This is a genomic window from Bradyrhizobium yuanmingense, from assembly GCF_900094575.1.
GTDB classification, from domain to species: domain Bacteria; phylum Pseudomonadota; class Alphaproteobacteria; order Rhizobiales; family Xanthobacteraceae; genus Bradyrhizobium; species Bradyrhizobium yuanmingense.
In genome coordinates, this window is record NZ_FMAE01000002.1 from 570889 (window position 1) to 589181 (window position 18293).

At 65.6% G+C, this 18293-nt stretch carries 12 protein-coding genes; 9 read left to right on the forward strand and 3 right to left on the reverse strand.

Going from position 1 to position 18293, the window contains the following annotated elements; all coding sequences use genetic code 11:
- Window positions 1-199: 199 nt before the first annotated feature.
- Entirely contained in the window at window positions 200-2989 is a 2790-nt protein-coding gene (locus tag GA0061099_RS07800) for a [protein-PII] uridylyltransferase (protein ID WP_036023961.1), read from the reverse strand.
- Between the two features lie 242 nt (window positions 2990-3231).
- On the opposite strand from GA0061099_RS07800, the gene GA0061099_RS07805 reads away from it, so the two are divergent.
- The 3 genes from GA0061099_RS07805 (at window position 3232) to GA0061099_RS07815 (ending at window position 6777) form a co-directional block, all read left to right on the forward strand.
- Window positions 3232-3741: an OsmC family protein gene (locus GA0061099_RS07805; RefSeq protein WP_036002314.1), complete on the forward strand. Its 510-nt coding sequence runs from the start codon at window positions 3232-3234 to the stop codon at window positions 3739-3741.
- Between the two features lie 184 nt (window positions 3742-3925).
- Window positions 3926-4735 (forward strand): hypothetical protein, encoded by an 810-nt coding sequence (locus tag GA0061099_RS07810; protein ID WP_036002311.1) that lies wholly within the window; start codon window positions 3926-3928, stop codon window positions 4733-4735.
- Between the two features lie 365 nt (window positions 4736-5100).
- Window positions 5101-6777, forward strand: a complete 1677-nt coding sequence (locus GA0061099_RS07815) for a methyl-accepting chemotaxis protein (protein ID WP_141697570.1) — start codon at window positions 5101-5103, stop codon at window positions 6775-6777.
- Window positions 6778-6897: 120 nt separating this feature from the next.
- On the opposite strand, the gene mutS is transcribed toward GA0061099_RS07815, so the two are convergent.
- Entirely contained in the window at window positions 6898-9636 is a 2739-nt protein-coding gene (mutS, locus tag GA0061099_RS07820; RefSeq protein ID WP_074447631.1) for a DNA mismatch repair protein MutS, read from the reverse strand.
- Window positions 9637-9956: 320 nt separating this feature from the next.
- Here mutS and pcaF point away from each other — a divergent pair, with 320 nt between their 5' ends.
- From pcaF to GA0061099_RS07850, 6 genes are all read left to right on the forward strand, one after another.
- Window positions 9957-11165, forward strand: coding sequence for a 3-oxoadipyl-CoA thiolase (gene pcaF, locus GA0061099_RS07825; protein WP_036002283.1), 1209 nt, complete (start codon window positions 9957-9959; stop codon window positions 11163-11165).
- A gap of 100 nt (window positions 11166-11265) precedes the next feature.
- Window positions 11266-12159 (forward strand): dioxygenase family protein, encoded by an 894-nt coding sequence (locus tag GA0061099_RS07830; protein WP_036023957.1) that lies wholly within the window; start codon window positions 11266-11268, stop codon window positions 12157-12159.
- Between the two features lie 122 nt (window positions 12160-12281).
- On the forward strand, window positions 12282-12983 hold the full coding sequence (pcaH, locus tag GA0061099_RS07835; protein WP_036023956.1) for a protocatechuate 3,4-dioxygenase subunit beta: 702 nt from the start codon (window positions 12282-12284) through the stop codon (window positions 12981-12983).
- A complete protein-coding gene (gene pcaG, locus GA0061099_RS07840) occupies window positions 12984-13586 on the forward strand; it encodes a protocatechuate 3,4-dioxygenase subunit alpha (RefSeq protein WP_085972103.1) in 603 nt (200 codons plus the stop codon).
- A 264-nt stretch (window positions 13587-13850) separates the two neighbouring features.
- Window positions 13851-15539 (forward strand): methyl-accepting chemotaxis protein, encoded by a 1689-nt coding sequence (locus GA0061099_RS07845; RefSeq protein WP_036023954.1) that lies wholly within the window; start codon window positions 13851-13853, stop codon window positions 15537-15539.
- A gap of 70 nt (window positions 15540-15609) precedes the next feature.
- Window positions 15610-16671 (forward strand): phosphotransferase, encoded by a 1062-nt coding sequence (locus GA0061099_RS07850; protein ID WP_036023951.1) that lies wholly within the window; start codon window positions 15610-15612, stop codon window positions 16669-16671.
- 64 nt (window positions 16672-16735) lie between these two features.
- On the opposite strand, the gene GA0061099_RS07855 is transcribed toward GA0061099_RS07850, so the two are convergent.
- Window positions 16736-18292, reverse strand: a complete 1557-nt coding sequence (locus GA0061099_RS07855; RefSeq protein ID WP_036023949.1) for an MDR family MFS transporter — start codon at window positions 18290-18292, stop codon at window positions 16736-16738.
- Between the last annotated feature and the right edge of the window lies 1 nt (window position 18293).

Consider the following 18293-nt stretch of genomic DNA (forward strand, 5'->3'; position numbering starts at 1 on the left):
TGCGCGGATCCCCCTGTTTCCAGTCAACCCATTCCTCTGCGTCTCGAAGCGAAACAAAGTCGGCGATCGGAATGTCTGTTAGGTCAGCGCGCCGTTCGATCACACGCCATCCGCCCTGTTCGAGGCGCTGGATTATATAAGATTCGACCGGAAGGTAATCAGTCATTGCGGCTGAGCCTTTTGGGATTGCGAGGCTGGTTCAAGCCGCCGGCTGCACCGCCTTGTCGCCGGCCATCACATGGGTCAGCGCGCTCTTGATCGCGGCCTGGCGCGTCGGCGCGTTGATCTGGGCGCCCAGGAGGTCGGTGACGTAGAACACGTCGCGCGCGCGCTCGCCGAAGGTCGCGACATGGGCCGAGGCGATGTTGAGATTGAGCTTGGAGATCGCGGTGGTCAGCTCGTAGAGCAGGCCGGGCCGGTCGAGCCCGGAGACCTCGATCACGGTGTAGCGATCGGACCATTGGTTGTTGATCGTCACCTCTGGTTCGATCACGAAAGGCTTCGCCTTGCTGCGCACGGTGCGCCGCGCCACCACTTCGGGCAGGCGCAGCTTGCCCTCCAGCACGTCCTCGATCATCTCACCGATGCGCGTGGCGCGCCGTCCCTCGTCCTCGTCGCGGTCGTATTCGCGCGAGATCGAGATGGTGTCGAGCGCGCGGCCGTCGGTCGTGGTGTAGATCTGGGCGTCGACGATGTTGGCGCCGGCCGAGGCGCAGGCGCCCGCGATGATCGACAGCAGCCAGGGATGGTCGGCGGCGAAGATCGTCAGCTCGGTGACGCCGCGCACCTCGTCGAAACCGACATTGATCGCGAGCTTGTGGCCGGCCTGCTCGCTGGAGCGGACGAAGCGGGCGTGCCGGATCTTGCGCGGCAGCTCGACCTTGAGCCAGTAGGCCGGATAGTGCCGGCCGATATAGGCGTCGAGCTCGTCGTTCGGCCATTCGGCGAAGGCCATGCGGAATTCGGCGTGCGCAGCGGCGAGGCGCTTGCCGCGGTCGACCTCTGAGAAGCCGCCGGTCAGCACCGGCTCGGTCTCGTAGTATAGCGAGCGCAAGAGCTGCGCCTTCCAGCCGTTCCACACGCCAGGGCCGACCCCGCGGATGTCGGCGGTGGTCAGGATGGTCAAGAGCTTCATCTGCTCCACAGACTGCACCACGGCAGCGAAATTCTCGATGGTCTTGCGATCGGAGAGGTCGCGCGACTGCGCGACCGTGGACATCGTCAGGTGCTCCTCGATCAGCCAGGCCACGAGCTCGGTATCGGCCGGGCTGAAGCCGAGCCGCGGGCAGAGCCGCCGCGCCACCTTGGCGCCGGCGATGGAGTGGTCCTCGGGACGGCCCTTGGCGACGTCGTGCAGCAGCGTTGCGATGTAGATCACCGCGCGGTGCTCGGGCCGGATCTTGCGGAACAGGTCGCTCGCCAGCGCGAACTCCTCGATGCCGCCGCGCTCGATGTCCTGGAGGAAGCCGATGCAGCGGATCAGGTGCTCGTCGACGGTGTAGTGATGATACATGTTGAACTGCATCATCGAGACGATCTTGCCGAAGGCGCGGATGAAGTGACCGAGCACGCCGGTCTCGTTCATCCGCCGCAGCACGATCTCGGCATTGTCCGAGGTCAGGATCTCCATGAACAGCCGGTTGGCCTCGGGATTTTCGCGCAAGCCCGCATTGATCAGGCCGAGCGAGCGCGTCACGTCGCGCATCGCATCCGGATGGAAGGCAAGGTTGTTCTTCTGCGCGAGGCGGAAGATGCGGATCAGATTGACCGGGTCGTGCTTGAACACGTCGGGCGCGGCAACATTGATGCGGTTGTTGTCGACGATGAAGTCGTCGCTGTCGGGGACGCGCCGCTTCACTGCGCTCGGTCGCAGCCGCGCCATCACCCGGCTCAGCACCGGCGCGGGCTTGGCCTGCTGGTCCTCGAGCTTGGCGCAGAGGATGGCGGTGAGGTTGCCGACTTCCTTGGCGACCAGGAAGTAGTGCTTCATGAAGCGCTCGACGTCCTGCATGCCCGGATGCGAGGTGTAGCCGAGACGTATCGCGATCTCGCGCTGGAGATCGAAGGAGAGGCGCTCCTCGGCGCGGCCACAGTAGAAATGCAGGTTGCAGCGCACCGACCAGAGGAAGTCGGCGCAGCGGCGGAAGCTGCGATATTCCTGCGCGTCGAACACGCCGCGCCCGACCAGCTCGTGGGTGTCGCGGACGCGGTAGACGTATTTGGCGATCCAGAACAGTGTGTGCAGGTCGCGCAAGGCCCCCTTGCCGTCCTTGACGTTGGGCTCGACCAGATAACGCGACTGGCCGCCGCGGCGGTGTCGCTCCTCGCGCTCGGCGAGCTTTGCGGTGACGAATTCGGACGCGGTGCCCTGCACCACTTCCTTGTCGAAGCGCTCGACCAGGTCGTCGTAGAGCGGCTTGTCGCCGGTCAGGAAGCGCGTCTCCAGGATCGCGGTCCGGATGGTCATGTCGCCGCGCGCCTGCCGGATCGATTCATCGACCGATCGCGTGGCGTGGCCGACCTTCAACCCCATGTCCCAGAGGCAATAGAGGATCGCTTCGGCGACCTGCTCGCCCCAGGCGGTCTGCTTGTAGGGCAGGATGAAGAGCAGATCGATGTCCGATTCCGGCGCCATCAGCCCGCGGCCGTAGCCGCCGGTCGCCACCACCGCCATGCGCTCGGCGCCGCTCGGGATCGGCGAGCGGTAGAGATGGCGCGTCGCGGCCGAATACAGGATGCGGATGATCTCGTCCTGCACGTGGCACAGCCGCTCGGCGCAGCGGCGGCCGTGGCGGTCCTTCAGAAGGATCGCCTGGGCGGCGGCGCGCGCCGCGATCAGCTCCGCCTTGAGCAATAGCGCCATCGCCGTGCGGAACGCGTCCTCGCGCCCCTCGTGCTTCTCGGCAAGCGCATCGACCGCGGCGGTGATCCGCGCGGTATCGAAGCGCTCGTCCACCTGTGGCTTCTGCTCAGTCGCGACGCTGTCCATGTCTTACCGGATATAAGAGGTGACAGGCGCTGTCACGAGACATTCGCAAGGGACGACCGGCGAGTTTCGCCATGCAGATGAATCGGCTTCGATACCGATATCGGCGCCTGGGGTAACGTCATGAATGTGCTCAGATTTTTGTCCTGGATCCCGGCTGGTCATGACTGCCTCCACCAATCATGGGCTGACACAAAACCAATCGCGCTCTATACCGATCGTCGATATCCCCGGGAGAGAACAAGATGGACGCTGCAGAGCTGCGCCAGATGCAGGCCCCGATCAAGGAGCGCTACAAGACCGATCCCAAGGCTGCGCTGATCACGCTGAAGGCCAAGGGCTCCACCGATAGCGAAGGCATTGCGTGCAAGGTCGAGACCGGCCGCGCTATCGCGATGGCCGGCCTGCATCCGGGCACAGGCGGTTCCGGCCTCGAGCTTTGCTCCGGCGACATGCTGCTCGAAGCCCTGGTCGCCTGTGCCGGCGTCACGCTGAAATCGGTCGCGACCGCGATCGAGGTGCCCTTGAAGACCGGCAACGTCTACGCCGAGGGCGATCTCGATTTCCGCGGCACGCTCGGCATCGACAAGGAGACCCCGGTCGGCTTCGCCGAGATCCGCCTGCGCTTCGAGGTCGACACGTCAGCGCCGCAGGACAAGCTCGATCTGCTGCTCAAACTCACCGAGCGGTATTGCGTGGTCTATCAGACCATCAAGAACGGCCCGAAGGTTTCGGTGTCGATGCAAAGGATGTAAGACGCAGGTCGTCATTCCACCGATTGGTGTCGTCCCGGGGCGCGCCGCTTGGCGCGAGCCCGGGACCCATAATCCCCGGCCGTCGGGATTTTCGGACGGTCGTTGCTCCTAGCTCTTAAGCCACCATGGCCTGTGGTTATGGATTCCGGGCTCGCGCTTCGCGCGCCCCGGAATGACAGATAAAATGTCCCTCGACCTCCACTTCCTCCTCTTCCTGCTCCTGCGCATGGCGATCGCGGCGGCGTTCGTGGTGACGGCATCGATCATCACCGAACGCTCGGGACCCGTGATCGGCGCGCTGATCGCGACCCTGCCGGTCTCGGCCGGGCCGTCCTACGTCTTCCTTGCGATCGATCATGACGCCGCGTTCGTCGCCCAGGGCGCGCTGGCGAGTCTGCCGGTCAATGCGGCAACGATCTTGATGTGCCTCACTTACGTTGTGCTGTCGCAGCGGCACACTCTCGTGGTGAGCTGCGGAAGCGCTTTCGCGGTATGGATCGGGATGGCCTCGATCATCCGCCAGTTCGACTGGTCGCTCGCCGCGGGGCTCGCCGCCAATCTGATCGCGTTCGGCATCTGCATTCCACTGCTCGCGCGCTATCGCCATGCGAAGATGCCGCTGGTGACGCGCCGCTGGTACGATGTGCCGATGCGCGCTGCGCTGGTTGCGACCCTTGTCGCCATCGTGGTTTCGACATCGAGTTGGGTCGGCCCGCGCATCAGCGGCATCATTGCACTCTTTCCCGTGGTGTTCTCCAGCATCATGGTCATCCTGCATCCGCGCATCGGTGGACCGCCGACCGCTGCCGTGCTCGCCAACTCCGCCTGGGGCCTGCTCGGATTTGGCATGGCGATTGCGGTCCTGCACGTTGCAGTCGTGTGGTTCGGCTCCGCCGCCGGCTTGTGCCTCGCGCTCGCAACCTGCGTGGCATGGAATCTGACGCTGTGGAGAATAGGACGGCGCGCCTTGCGCCGCACGCGGCCGATGCCGTGAGACTACGGATATGCGCGACGCGACGTCGCGAGAAGCCGATGTGGCCCGCTCGGATCAACCGTTGAATGAGCGCCATCATTTCAAGTCCTGCCGTACTGTTCCGGTGTGAGCTCCAGCGGCTCCTCGCGCTGACATGCTGATAACCCCCGTCGAATTCCCGACAGTAAAATTAGAACTTTGTTCGAGCTTTTGCCGTAAGAATCAGGCTGCTCGCCCGCTTCGTTGCTGTCCGACCATCGCGACGGACCTTCCAATCGGATCTGGGGGAGACGCAGATTGGAATATGTCAGCACTGCTGCGCGATCAGTTCCTCGATACTGACGAGCATATCCCCCTTCGGCTCAATTCGAGATGGAGATTTCCTGATGTTCGGCCGTAAATTCCACACTGATGCACAATCGCGGCTCGATGCCATCGGCCGTTCGCAGGCGATGATCGAGTTCAATCTTGATGGGACGATCATCACGGCCAACAAGAATTTTCTCGACGCACTCGGCTACCGTCTCGAGGAGATCCAGGGCAAGCATCACTCGATGTTTGTGCCGGCCGACCAGCGCGACAGCGCCGAGTACAAGGCGTTTTGGGCCGCATTGAACCGTGGCGAGTATCAGGCGCGCGAGTTCAAGCGGATCGCGAAAGACGGCCACGAGGTCTGGATCGAGGCATCCTACAATCCGGTGCTCGACGGCAACGGCAAGACGGTGATGGTCGCCAAGATTGCGACCGACATCACCGCGAAGAAGATCCGCAGCATGACGGACGCCTCCAAGATCGCTGCCATCAGCCGCGCCCAGGCCGTCATCGAGTTCAAGCTCGACGGCACCATCCTCTCGGCCAACGAGAATTTCTGCAAGGCGCTCGGCTATTCGCTCGACGAGATCAAGGGCAAGCATCACAGCCTGTTCGTGGCCGAGGCCGACCGAAACAGCCCGGCCTATCGCGAATTCTGGGCCGCGCTCAACCGCGGCGAATACCAGGCCGGCGAGTTCAAGCGGATCGGCAAGGGCGGCCGCGAGGTCTGGATCCTTGCCTCCTACAATCCGTTGCTCGACGAAAACGGCAAGCCGTACGGCGTGGTCAAGTTCGCGACCGACGTCACCGCGGAGAAGCTGAAGAATGCCGATCTCGCCGGCCAGATCGCGGCGATCGACAAGGCCCAGGCCGTGATCGAGTTCAACATGGACGGCACGATCATCACCGCCAACGCCAACTTCCTCGGCGCGCTCGGCTATTCGCTGGCCGAGATCAAGGGCCGCCACCACAGCATGTTCGTCGAGCCCTCCGAGCGCGACGGTGCCGGCTATCGCGAGTTCTGGGCCGCGCTCAATCGTGGCGAGTACCAGGCGGCGGAGTACAAGCGCATCGGCAAGGGCGGCAAGGAGGTCTACATCCAGGCCTCCTACAATCCGATCCTCGACCTCAACGGCAAGCCGTTCAAGGTCGTGAAATACGCCACCGACGTCACCAAGCAGGTCCTGGTCCGCATGGGCAACGAGCGCGTGCGGGGCATGATGGAATCGGTCGCCGCCGGCTCGGAGGAGCTCAACGCCTCGGTGCGGGAGATCTCCGAGGCCATGACCAAGTCGCGCGAGACCGCGATGGGCGCGGTCGAGCAGGTCGGCGCCGCCGACGCGCAGGCCCAGCGCCTCACCGAGGCCGCGCAGGCGATGAGCGGCATCGTCGAGATGATCAACAACATCACTGGGCAGATCAACCTGCTCGCGCTCAACGCCACGATCGAATCGGCGCGCGCGGGCGAGGCCGGCCGCGGCTTCGCGGTGGTCGCTTCCGAGGTCAAGAGCCTCGCCAACCAGGCCAAGCAGGCGACCGACAAGATCGGCCAGGAGATCGGCAGCCTCAACAGCATCTCCGGCGACGTCGTCAGCGCGCTCGGCTCGATCAAGCAGGCGATCAACAATGTCAGCGAGTACGTGACCTCGACCGCCGCCGCGATCGAGGAGCAGAGCACGGTGACCAACGAGATGTCGACCAGCATGCAGCGCGCCGCCGCGGAAGCCGCGGCGATCGCGGCGCGGGGCTAGGCCGGGCTCGGAATTGCAGGGTGGGCAAAGGTGCGCTCTTTGCGCGCCGTGCCCACCATCTCTCCCCGATCGCTTCATGGAGCGGTGGGCACGCTCCGCTTCGCCTACCCTACGGCACCGTCACTGCTTCGGCAGTTTCGCCTTCAGCGCATACAGAGCATCGAGCGCCTCGCGCGGCGACATCTCGTCGGGGTGCAGCGCCTTCACCGCCTCCATCAGCAGCTCCGCTTCGCTCGGCGGCGCGGCTTCAGTGGCGGCGCGCGAAGGGACAGCGAACAGCGGCAGATCGTCCACCAGGGCTCGCGCGGTCTGGCCGCGGTCCTGCGCCTCCAGCTTGGACAGCACCGATTTGGCGCGCGTGATCACCGCCGGCGGCAGGCCGGCGAGTTTCGCCACCTGGATGCCGTAGGAGCGGTCGGCCGAGCCCGGCAGCACCTCGTGCAGGAACACGACGTTGCCCTGCCATTCCTTCACCCGCACCGTGGCGTTGAACATCCGCGGCAGTTTCGCCGCGAGCGCGGTCAGCTCGTGATAATGCGTCGCGAACAAGGTTCGGCAGCGGTTGCTCTCGTGCAGATGCTCGATCGCGGCCCAGGCGATCGAGAGGCCGTCGAAGGTCGCGGTGCCGCGGCCGATCTCATCCAGGATGACGAGCGAGCGCTCGCCGGCCTGGTTCAGGATCGCCGCGGTCTCGACCATCTCCACCATGAAGGTGGAGCGGCCGCGGGCGAGATCATCGGCGGCGCCGACGCGCGAGAACAGGCGGTCGACGATGCCGATCCGCGCGCGCGTCGCCGGCACGAAGCTGCCGATCTGGGCCATCAAGGCGATCAGCGCGTTCTGGCGCAGGAAGGTCGATTTACCGGCCATGTTGGGACCGGTGAGCAGCCAGAGCTGGCCTGACTTCTGCGCCGGCGCCGGCGACAGGTCGCAGGCATTGGCGATGAACGGCTCGCCGTTGCGCTTGAGCGCCTGCTCGACCACGGGGTGGCGGCCGGCCTCGATCGCAAAGCTGAGCGAACCGTCGACCTCGGGCCGCACATAGTTCTCGTCCACGGCGAGCTTGGCCAGTGACGTCGCGACGTCGAGCAGCGCAAAGCCTTGCGCCGCGGCGCGCAGATCGTCGCTGATCGCGAGCGCCTTGCCGCAGAGCCGCTCGAAGATCTCGAGCTCGAGGCCGAGCGCGCGGTCGCCGGCATTGGCGATCTTGGCCTCGATCTCCCCGAGCTCGGACGTGGTGAAGCGCACCTGTCCCGCCAGCGTCTGGCGATGGATGAAGGTCGCGTTCAGCGGCGGCGACATCAGCTTGTCGCCGTGCTGGGCGGTGACCTCGACGAAATAGCCGAGCACGTTGTTGTGCCGGATCTTGAGACCCTTGACGGAGGTCGCATCGGCGTAGCGCGCCTGCATCGAGGCGACCACGAGGCGCGAGGCATCGCGCAGGTTGCGCGCTTCGTCGAGCGCCGGCTCGTAGCCCTGGCGCACGAAGCCGCCGTCGCGCTTGATCAGCGGCAGCTGCTCGTCGAGCGCGCTGGCGAACTCGGCTGCGAGGGCGCGCGACGGCCGCTGCAGCGCCGCCATCACCGCCGCGATTTCCTGCGGCGGCTGATCCATTTCGGCGAGCCGCGTCAGCACCTGGTCGGCGGCGATGATGCCGTCGCGGATGCCGGCGAGGTCGCGCGGCCCGCCGCGGCCGACCGAGAGTCTGGCCAGAGCGCGCGACATGTCGGGCGCGCCGCGCAGGATGCTGCGGATGTCCTCGCGCGCGGCGGAATCGGCCACGAAGGTGCTGACTGCGTCTAGCCGCCGCGCGATCGCCGGCGCATCGGTCAGCGGCGCCGCCAGACGCTGCGCCAGCAGGCGGGAGCCTGCCGAGGTCACGGTGCAGTCGATCGCGTCGAGCAGCGAGCCGCGGCGTTCGCCGGCGAGCGTCCGCGTCAGCTCGAGATTGGCGCGCGTCGCCGGATCGATCGCCATGGTCGCACCCGAGGCTTCGCGCGCGGGCGGCGAGAGCGGCGGATGCTTGCCGACCTGGGTGCGGTCGACATAGGTGACGGCGGCGGCCGCCGCGGTGGCCTCCAGTCGCGTCAGCTGCGCGAGCCCGTCCATGGTCGCGACGGCAAAGTAGTCGCAGAGCCGCTTCTCGGCGGTGGCGCCGTCGAAGACGTCGCGGGTCAGCGGCGTCACGGCCGGCAGCTCGCGCAAGGTCTGGCCGAGCTCGTTGTCGCCAAAGAGCGCGTCGGTGACGATCGCCTCGTTCGGGTTGATGCGCGCCAGCGTCGCGGCGAGCTCGCCGCCCGAGACCTCGGTGACCATGAATTCGGCCGTCGAGATGTCGATCCAGGCAAGGCCGAAGCGGTCGCCGCCGGCGGAGGAGCGGGCGCGCGCGATCGCCAGCAGGTAATTATTGGCGCGCGCATCCAGCAGCGTGTCCTCGGTCAGCGTGCCCGGCGTCACCAGCCGCACCACGCCGCGGCGTACCACGCTCTTGTTGCCGCGCGCTTTCGCCGCCGCGGGATCCTCGGTCTGCTCGCAGACCGCGACCCGATGCCCGGCGCTGATGAGACGATGCAGATAATCCTCTGAGCGCTCGACCGGCACGCCGCACATCGGGATATCCGCGCCCTGGTGCTTGCCGCGCTTGGTCAGGACGATGCCGAGCGTCCTCGAGGCGATCTCGGCATCCTCGAAGAACAGCTCGTAGAAGTCGCCCATCCGGTAGAACAGCAGCAAGCCCTGATGCGCCGCCTTGATCTCCAGATACTGCTCCATCATCGGCGTGACGCGCGCGGCAGCCTCGGCCTGCGGCGCGGGCGTGTCATCGGCGGGCGGAACTTGTATCGGCTGTTGCATCGTCATGGGCGGCGCAACCTACAAAATTTCGGCACCTGCTCCTATTTGCTTTGCCGGGGAAGCGAAGGTTTTCCACGTTGTCCGTGTAGCGCATGCGGCTGCCACATTTTCCGCCGTCATTCCGGGATGCGCCGGAACGGCGCAGGCCCCGAATCCATCGGGCCGCACGTCACGCCGACAAATGGATTCCGGGTTTGCGCCAAATGGCGCGCCCCGGAATGACGTCTGCTCCGCGAAACCGTCAATTGACCTGCCGCGGGCGCCCTCCTAAAACTCCGCCGACATTGAAGAATTTGGCCGGATCGCGGCATTCAGGGAGAACAACGATGCGTGACGTCTTTATCTGCGATGCCGTGCGGACCCCGATCGGCCGTTTCGGCGGCTCGCTCGCCAAGGTGCGCGCCGACGATCTCGCCGCCGCCCCGATCAAGGCGCTGATGGCCAAGCACCCCAATCTCGATTGGGCACAGGTGGACGAGGTGTTCTTCGGCTGCGCCAACCAGGCCGGCGAGGACAATCGCAACGTCGCGCGCATGGCGCTGCTGCTGGCGGGCCTGCCGGATTCGGTTCCCGGCCAGACTCTGAACCGGCTCTGCGCCTCGGGCCTCGATGCGGTCGGCGCCGCGGGCCGCGCCATTCGTTCCGGCGAGATCGATCTCGCGATTGCCGGCGGCGTCGAATCGATGACCCGCGCGCCCTTCGTGATGGGCAAGGCGCAGGAAGCCTTCTCGCGCTCGGCCGAAATCTTCGACACCACGATCGGCTGGCGCTTCATCAATCCGCTGCTGAAGGCGCAGTATGGCGTCGATGCGATGCCGGAGACCGGCGAGAACGTCGCCGAGGAGTTCCAGGTCTCGCGCGCGGACCAGGACGCCTTCGCCATCCGCTCGCAGCAGCGCGCAGGCGCAGCGATCGCCGCCGGCTATTTCGCGGAAGAAATCACGCCCATCACCATTCCCGGCGGCAAGGCCGGCCCGATCACCATCGACAAGGACGAGCATCCGCGTCCTGAGACCACGCTGGAAGGTTTGGCAAAACTGAAGCCGATCGTGCGCAATCCCGGCACCGTCACGGCCGGCAACGCCTCCGGCGTCAATGACGGCGCCGCCGCCATGATCCTGGCCTCGGAAGCCGCGGTCAGGAAGCACGGCCTGACGCCCCGCGCCCGCATCCTCGGGCTCGCCTCGGCCGGCGTGCCGCCGCGGATCATGGGCATCGGCCCGGTGCCGGCGACCCGCAAGCTGATGGAACGGCTGGCTAAGAAGATCAGCGATTTCGACCTGATCGAGCTGAACGAAGCTTTCGCTTCGCAGGGCATCGCCTGCATGCGCCAGCTCGGCGTCGCCGATGACGCCGATTTCGTCAATCCGCATGGCGGCGCCATCGCGCTCGGCCATCCGCTCGGCATGAGCGGCGCTCGCCTCGCGCTCACTGCCGTGCACGGCATGGAGAAGCGCGGCGGCAAGCTCGCACTCGCCACCATGTGCGTCGGCGTCGGCCAGGGCGTCGCGGTTGCGATCGAGAAGCTGAATTGAACTCTCTCCTTCGCCTCTCCCCGCTCTTTGCGGGGATAGGCGAAGAGCCCGGGCTCGCGCATTTCTCTCGCGTTCCGGAAAGACAGGGAGAAAATAGCCTGTGATCATCGAGCGGGAGAAGGACGTCACGGCCGCGGCCCTGGCGGTAATGGAGCGGACATCCGATCCGCGGCTGCGCGAGATCATGCTCTCCCTGGTCAAGCATTTGCATGCCTTCGTCCGCGATGTCAGGCTGACCGAGAAGGAGTTCCGCGACGCCGCGGCGATCGTGGCCGAGCTCGGCAAGCTGACCACCGACACGCATAACGAAGTCGTGCTGATGGCGGGGTCGCTCGGCGTCTCCTCGCTGGTGTGCCTGCTCAACAACGGCGATCAGGGCAATACGGAGACCGATCAATCATTGCTCGGCCCGTTCTGGCGGTTGAATTCGCCCCGGGTCGAGAATGGCGGATCGATCGTGCGCTCGCAGACACCGGGAGCCACGCTGTTCGTCAGCGGCCGCGTCGTCGATAAGGACGGCCGGCCGGTCGCCGGTGCCGAGGTCGATGTCTGGCACGCCTCGCCGGTCGGCCTTTACGAGAACCAGGACCCCGAGCAGGCCGACATGAACCTGCGCGGCAAGTTCACGACCGATTCCGACGGGCGCTTTTCCTTCCGCTCGGTGATGATGGTCGGCTATCCCATTCCGACCGACGGTGTCGTCGGCCGCCTGCTCGCGGCGCAGGCCCGCCACCCCTATCGTCCCGCGCATCTGCATGCCCTGATCTTCAAGCCGGGATTCAAGGTGCTGATCTCGCAGGTCTATGATCCCAGCGACCCCCATATCGACAGCGACGTGCAGTTCGGTGTGACACAGGCGCTGATCGGCAAGTTCGTGCGCCACGATACGCCGCATCCGACGGCGAAGGACGCCTCATTGCCTTGGTATTCGCTCGACCATACCTACCGGCTCGAGGCCGGAGAGGCCGTGCTTCCGCGTGCGCCGATCAGGTAGCAGCGGCCGGCTGCCATGCGCGGGAACGCCGCCAAACCGGCTTTCCCAAATTAGTTATATCCTATAATGATTGGCGGAAGAGTTGACTGGCCGGACCGAAAACGGCCGGGAGGAGTTCGCCAATGACATTCATCTATCCCACCGGCAGCAACGCGGCGCATCCGCTGCCGCTGTCGCCCGACTACAAGAGCTCGATCAAGCGCGCGCCGAACAAGCCCTTGATTCCGATGCCCCATACGCTGTCGGAGCTGACCGGGCCGGTCTACGGCCACGAGACCGTGCGCGAGGGCGACAACGACCTCACCCGCCAGCACGCGGGCGAGCCGCTCGGCGAGCGCATCATCGTGCACGGCCATGTGCGCGACGAGGACGGCCGCGGCGTGCCGAACTCGCTCGTCGAGATCTGGCAGGCCAATTCCTGCGGCCGTTACGTTCACGTCCGCGATCAGCATCCGGCGCCGCTCGATCCGAATTTCACCGGCGCGGGCCGCACCGTGAGCGATGCGTCCGGCTATTATCGCTTCGTCACCATCAAGCCCGGCGCCTATCCCTGGGGCAATCACCACAATGCCTGGCGTCCAGCGCACATCCATCTGTCGGTGTTCGGCCATTCCTTCGTCACGCGCCTGGTGACGCAGATGTATTTCCCGAACGACCCCTTGTTCCCGTTCGACCCGATCTTCAACTCGGTGCCGGACGAGAAGGCGCGAGCGCGGATGGTCTCGTCGTTCGACTTGGAGAATACCCAGCCCGAATGGGCGCTGTGCTACCGCTTCGACATCGTGCTGCGCGGCAAGGACGCCACCCCCATGGAGAGCCATTAAGTGCAAGAGTCCGTGAAGCCCGACGGGATCACCCCATCGCAGACGGTCGGTCCGTTCTTCAAATACGGCCTGACGCCGACCGGCGAGTACGCCTGGAACGACGCGTTCACCAATTCGACGCTGACGCCCAATGTCACCGGCGATCGCATCCGCATCGAGGGCCGGGTGTTCGACGGCGACGGCGTTGCCGTCCCCGATTGCATGCTGGAGATCTGGCAGGCGGATGCGCAGGGCCGCTTTGCCGATCCACAGGACAAGCGCGCGCTGCCGAATGCGAGCTTCCGCGGCTTTGCCCGCTGCGGCACCGACAAGGACGGCAACTATTCCTTCGAGACCATCAGGCCGGGTGTCGTGCCCGATCCTGCTGGCAAGCCGCAGGCGCCGCACATCCTGGTTGCGGTGTTTGGCCGCGGCATGCTCAGGCATCTCTACACCCGCATCTATTTCAGCGACGAGGCCGGCAACGCCGCCGATCCCGTGCTGGCGCTGGTGCCGGCTGACCGCCGCGCCACGCTCACTGCGGTCCGCGAGGCCGGCAAGCCGGTCTACCGGCTCGACCTGCACCTGCAGGGCGACAACGAGACGGTGTTCTTCGACGTATGAGGGCAGGGCGTGCCGGGGAGGCCTGCTCCTCGGCACACATATCTCATTCGGCGCATCGGAGCCGGTGCTGCGTTGCCGCATCAGACTCGAACGTTGATTTTTGCGCGGTTGTGCGTCAGCCTCGCTGACTCAATACCGATGACTTGACGCCTAATCTCCGTATTCATGCGGGGTTCGTGAAATACAATTCCGGCGCGAATCAATCCCGTATTTACCGTAGTCGTCTAGGGTGGCCGCAGTTTCGACGCCGACCTGGATTGTTTCATGAAATTTCGTCTGTCCTTGTCCTCTGCGATCGTCGCGTTTGGCATCGTTCTCGCCATTGGTTTCGCCGCCGTTGTTTCGACCAGCCTGTACGCCCTAAAAGAGCTCAAGGTCGGCGGTCCGCTCTATTCCGACATCAAGCTCGGCAATGACCTCATCGCCGACATCCTGCCGCCGCCCGAATACATCATCGAAGCCTATCTCGAGGCGACGCTGGCCATGCGCGAGCCGGATCAGCTGGCGGCCCACGGCGAGCGTCTGGTCCAGCTCCGCAAGGACTACGACGAGCGCAAGGCGTTCTGGGTCTCCTCCAGCCTCTCGGCCGACCTCAAGACCGCGCTGGTGTCGAAATCCGATGCGGAGGTGCAGAAATTCTGGAAGGCATCGGATCAGCTTCTGCCCGCCCTCAAGGCCAAGGACGCGGCGGCTTCCGAGCGCGTCTATGCGCAGCTCAAGGAGGCCTATACCGCGCATCGCGCCGTCATCGACAGCATCGTCGAGAGTGCTAACAAGCGGAATGCCGCCATGGAGAAGCTGGCCGCGGACCGCGACAGCGCGATGCTCTATATCCTCCTCGGCGTCTCCATCGCCGTCCTCGCCTTCGTTACCGCCGGCCTGCTGGGTGTTGCCCTCGGCGTGGTGCGCCCGATCGTGCGCATGACGGACACGATGCAGAAGCTCGCGACCGGCGATCTCGCCGCCGAGATTCCGTTCGCGCAGCGCCAGGACGAGGTCGGCTCGATGGCGGGCGCGCTTGTGGTGTTCAAGCAGGCGGCGGTCGAGAACTCCCGTCTGCGCGAGGAGCAGTTGCGGCAGGAACGGGCGGCGGCGCTCGCCAAGCGCTCCGCCCTGCACCAGATGGCCGAAACGGTCGAGCGCGAGACCGGCCGCTCGGTCGATACCGCGACCGCGGCGACGCAGGGCGTGGAGCAAGCCGCCTCCGGCCTCTCTGAGATCGCAAAGTCGCTCTCTGCGCAGTCGCAGGCGGTGGCGGCGGCCTCGACCCAGGCGCTCGGCAGCTCGCAGGCCGTCTCCGCTGCGGCCGAAGAGTTGAGCGCCTCGATCCGCGAGATCACGAGCCAGGTCGCGCGGACCAGCACCGTCACCAAATCGGCCGTCGCCGGCCGCGAGCAGGCGCGTTCGACCATTCAGGCGCTGGCCGGATCGGTGAAGAAGATCGCGGAGGTCTCCGACCTCATCGGCGGCATCGCAGGCCAGACCAACCTCCTCGCGCTCAACGCGACGATCGAGGCGGCGCGCGCCGGCGAGGCCGGCCGCGGCTTCGCGGTGGTTGCCGCCGAAGTGAAATCGCTGTCCGACCAGACCGCCAAATCCACCGAGGAGATCGGGCGGCTGATTGCCGAGATCCAGGCCTCGACGCAGGCCGCGGTGGACGCCGTCGAGGCTATGGGAGGCCACATCATCGAGATCGACGGCGTGGCGACATCGGTCGCTGCCGCGATGGAACAGCAGGATGCCGCGACCCGGGAGATCACGCGTTCGATTTCCGAATCGGCCTCCGCCGCACAGGAGGTCTCGGCCAAGATCGGCGACGTCAGCCGCGATGCCGCCTCCGTCAACCAGCGCGCCGCGGATGTGAGGCAGGCGATCGCCGGGATGACGGCCAATCTCGATCAACTGCGCGCGATCGTCGTGCGGACGGTGCGCGACTCGACCGCCGCAGCCTGAGCCGGCGGCAGCCGCTGGTGCCCGGGCATGTGATCGTGCAGTATGACGCGGGACAGGGGCATCGTGGTTCATGACATCTCCACAATTGCCGGCGGTCGTTGAGCCCGCCCGACTGACGGCCGCGCTGCGCCGGGGCGGCGCGCTGGATGCAGGCGCCGTCCGCGAGGTGAAGGTGCTGCATCAGCGCGACACAGTGGTGTCGCATATCGTCAGGCTCGGGCTGCGCTATGTCGGCGAGTCCGCCGGTGCTCCGCAGTCGCTGATCCTCAAGACGCCCAATGCCGCTTTCGCCAAGCGCCTCGCCAATGGCGGCCGGCGCGAGGTGGGCTATTACACGCAGCTGGTGCCGCAGATGCCGCCGGGACTCGTGCCGCGCTGCTTTGATGGGCATTTCGACGAGGACAGCTTCGCCTGGCATCTGCTCCTGGAAGATCTCACCGACAGCCACGAGATCGCGACGGCCTGGCCGGTGCCGCCGTCGCGTGAGCAGACGTTCGCCATCGTCACGACGCTGGCGCGCTGGCATGCAGCCTGGTGGGACCATCCGAGCCTCGGCGAGACCCTCGGCACCTGGGCCAGCGTGGAGGACAGCGCGCAACGCATGGAGACGTTCGCGGGGCATTACGACCGCTTTGCCGATCTTCTCGGCGATCGCCTCAGCGAGGAACGGCGGATCCTCTATCGTCGGCTCATCGATCAGTCGGAGCGGCTGTCCCAGCGTTACCATTCACGCCGCCACCTCAGTATCACGCATGGCGATGCCCATGTCTGGAATTTCCTGCTGCCGCGCACGGGAATCGATGACACCGTGCGCATCTTCGATTTCGATCTTTGGAGCATCGACGTTCCGACCCACGATCTCGCCTACATGATGGCGATGCATTGGTATCCGGAACGCCGGCAGGCGCTCGAACGGCTGCTGCTCAATCTCTACCACGACACGCTGATCGAGAGCGGCATCACCGGCTATTCGCGCGGAGCGCTCGACCGCGACTATCGCTGGGCGGTGCTCTGGCAGATCACGCGGCCGGTCTGGCAGTGGAGCATCAACATCCCGCCGCTGATCTGGTGGAACAATCTGGAGCGGGCGTTTGCGGCCGTGGATGATTTGGGCTGCGAGGAGCTGTTGTAGCGCTGTTGTGTTCCGGACGCGGTGCAACGTGTAGCGCTGCGCTGCGTCCGGGGCCCGAGATCCGCTACTCCATCACCGCATGCTCCGGCCCCGCCGCCTGCTTGCGCAGCGTCGCCTTGGTCGAGCCGATCAGCAAAGCGAGCGGGATGGTGCAGAGGATGAAGAGCATCACCAGCTGGTAGTCGTGCGCGAAGGCGATGATCTGCGCCTGCACGTTGACCATTCTGTCGGCCATGGCGCGGCCGGTGTCGGTCGACAGATTGATGATGCCGCTGACGCCGGGCATCTGCAGCGCGTGGTTGAACGGGTTGATGTGCTCGGACAGGATCGCGTAGGTCCATCGCGTGCCTTGCGTCAATTGCGCGATGACGACGGAAATGCCGACCGAGCTCGCGACGTTGCGCATCAGGGTCAGCATCGCGGTGCCGTCGGTGCGCAGCTCGTTCGACAGTGTCAGGAACGCCACGGTCGAGAGCGGCACGAAGACGAGGCCGAAGCCAAAACCCTGGATGACGCTGACCGTGACGATCTCCGGCACCTGGGTCAGATCGGTCCAGCCCGTCATCTGGAACAGCGAGCCCGCCGTCAGCGTCAGGCCGCAGATGATCAGCGTGCGCGCCTCGATATAACGCATCATGCGGCCGACCAGCATCATGGCGAAGAAGGTGCCGATGCCGCGGGTCGCCAGCAGCAGGCCGGCGGTGATGATGGGATAGCCGATCACGTTCTGCATGTAGGGCGAGGCGAGTGCCATGGTCGAGAACAGGACGAGCCCCATCACGATCATGAACAGGCAGCCGGTGACGAAGTTGCGGTCCCGGAACAGGGCGAAGCGGATGAACGGGGTCGAGGTCGTGAAGGAATGCGCGAGGAAGAAGTAGAACGCGACGGCCGAGACGATGAACTCGGCGAGGATCTCGTTCGATTCCAGCCAGCCCAATTGCTCACCGCGGTCGAGCGCGAGCTGGAGCGCGCCGATCGCGACCGCCAGCGCGGCGAAGCCGAACCAGTCGAATTTGAGGCTGAAATCCTTCCTGGTCTCGTCCATGAAGACGACCAGCCCGAGCACGGTGATGATGCCGAACGGCAGGTTGACGAAGAACACCCAGTGCCAGGAATAGGTCTCGGTGAGCCAGGCTCCCAGCGACGGTCCCATGATCGGACCCATCATCACGCCCATGCCCCAGATCGCCATCGCCTTGGCGCGTTCCTGAAGCGTGTAATAGTCGAGCATGACCGATTGCGACAGCGGTACCAGCGCTGCGCCGAACACGCCCTGCAGCAGGCGGAACAGCACCATCTGGTTGATGTCCTGCGCGAGGCCGCACAGCACCGACGCCATGGTGAAGCCGGCCGAGCAGATGATGAAGATGCGCTTGCGGCCGAAGCGGTTGGCGATCCAGCCCACCGGCGCCGTCATGATCGCGGCGGCGACGATGTAGGAGGTCAGCACCCAGTTGATCTGGTCCTGCGAGGCCGACAGCGTGCCCTGCATGTAGGGCAGCGCGACGTTGGCGATGGTGGTGTCCAGCGCCTGCATGATGGTCGCGGTCATGGCGCAGATCGTCACCATGTTCCGGCGCAGGCCGGGGACCATCGGGCTGGCATGGGGGCCGGACATC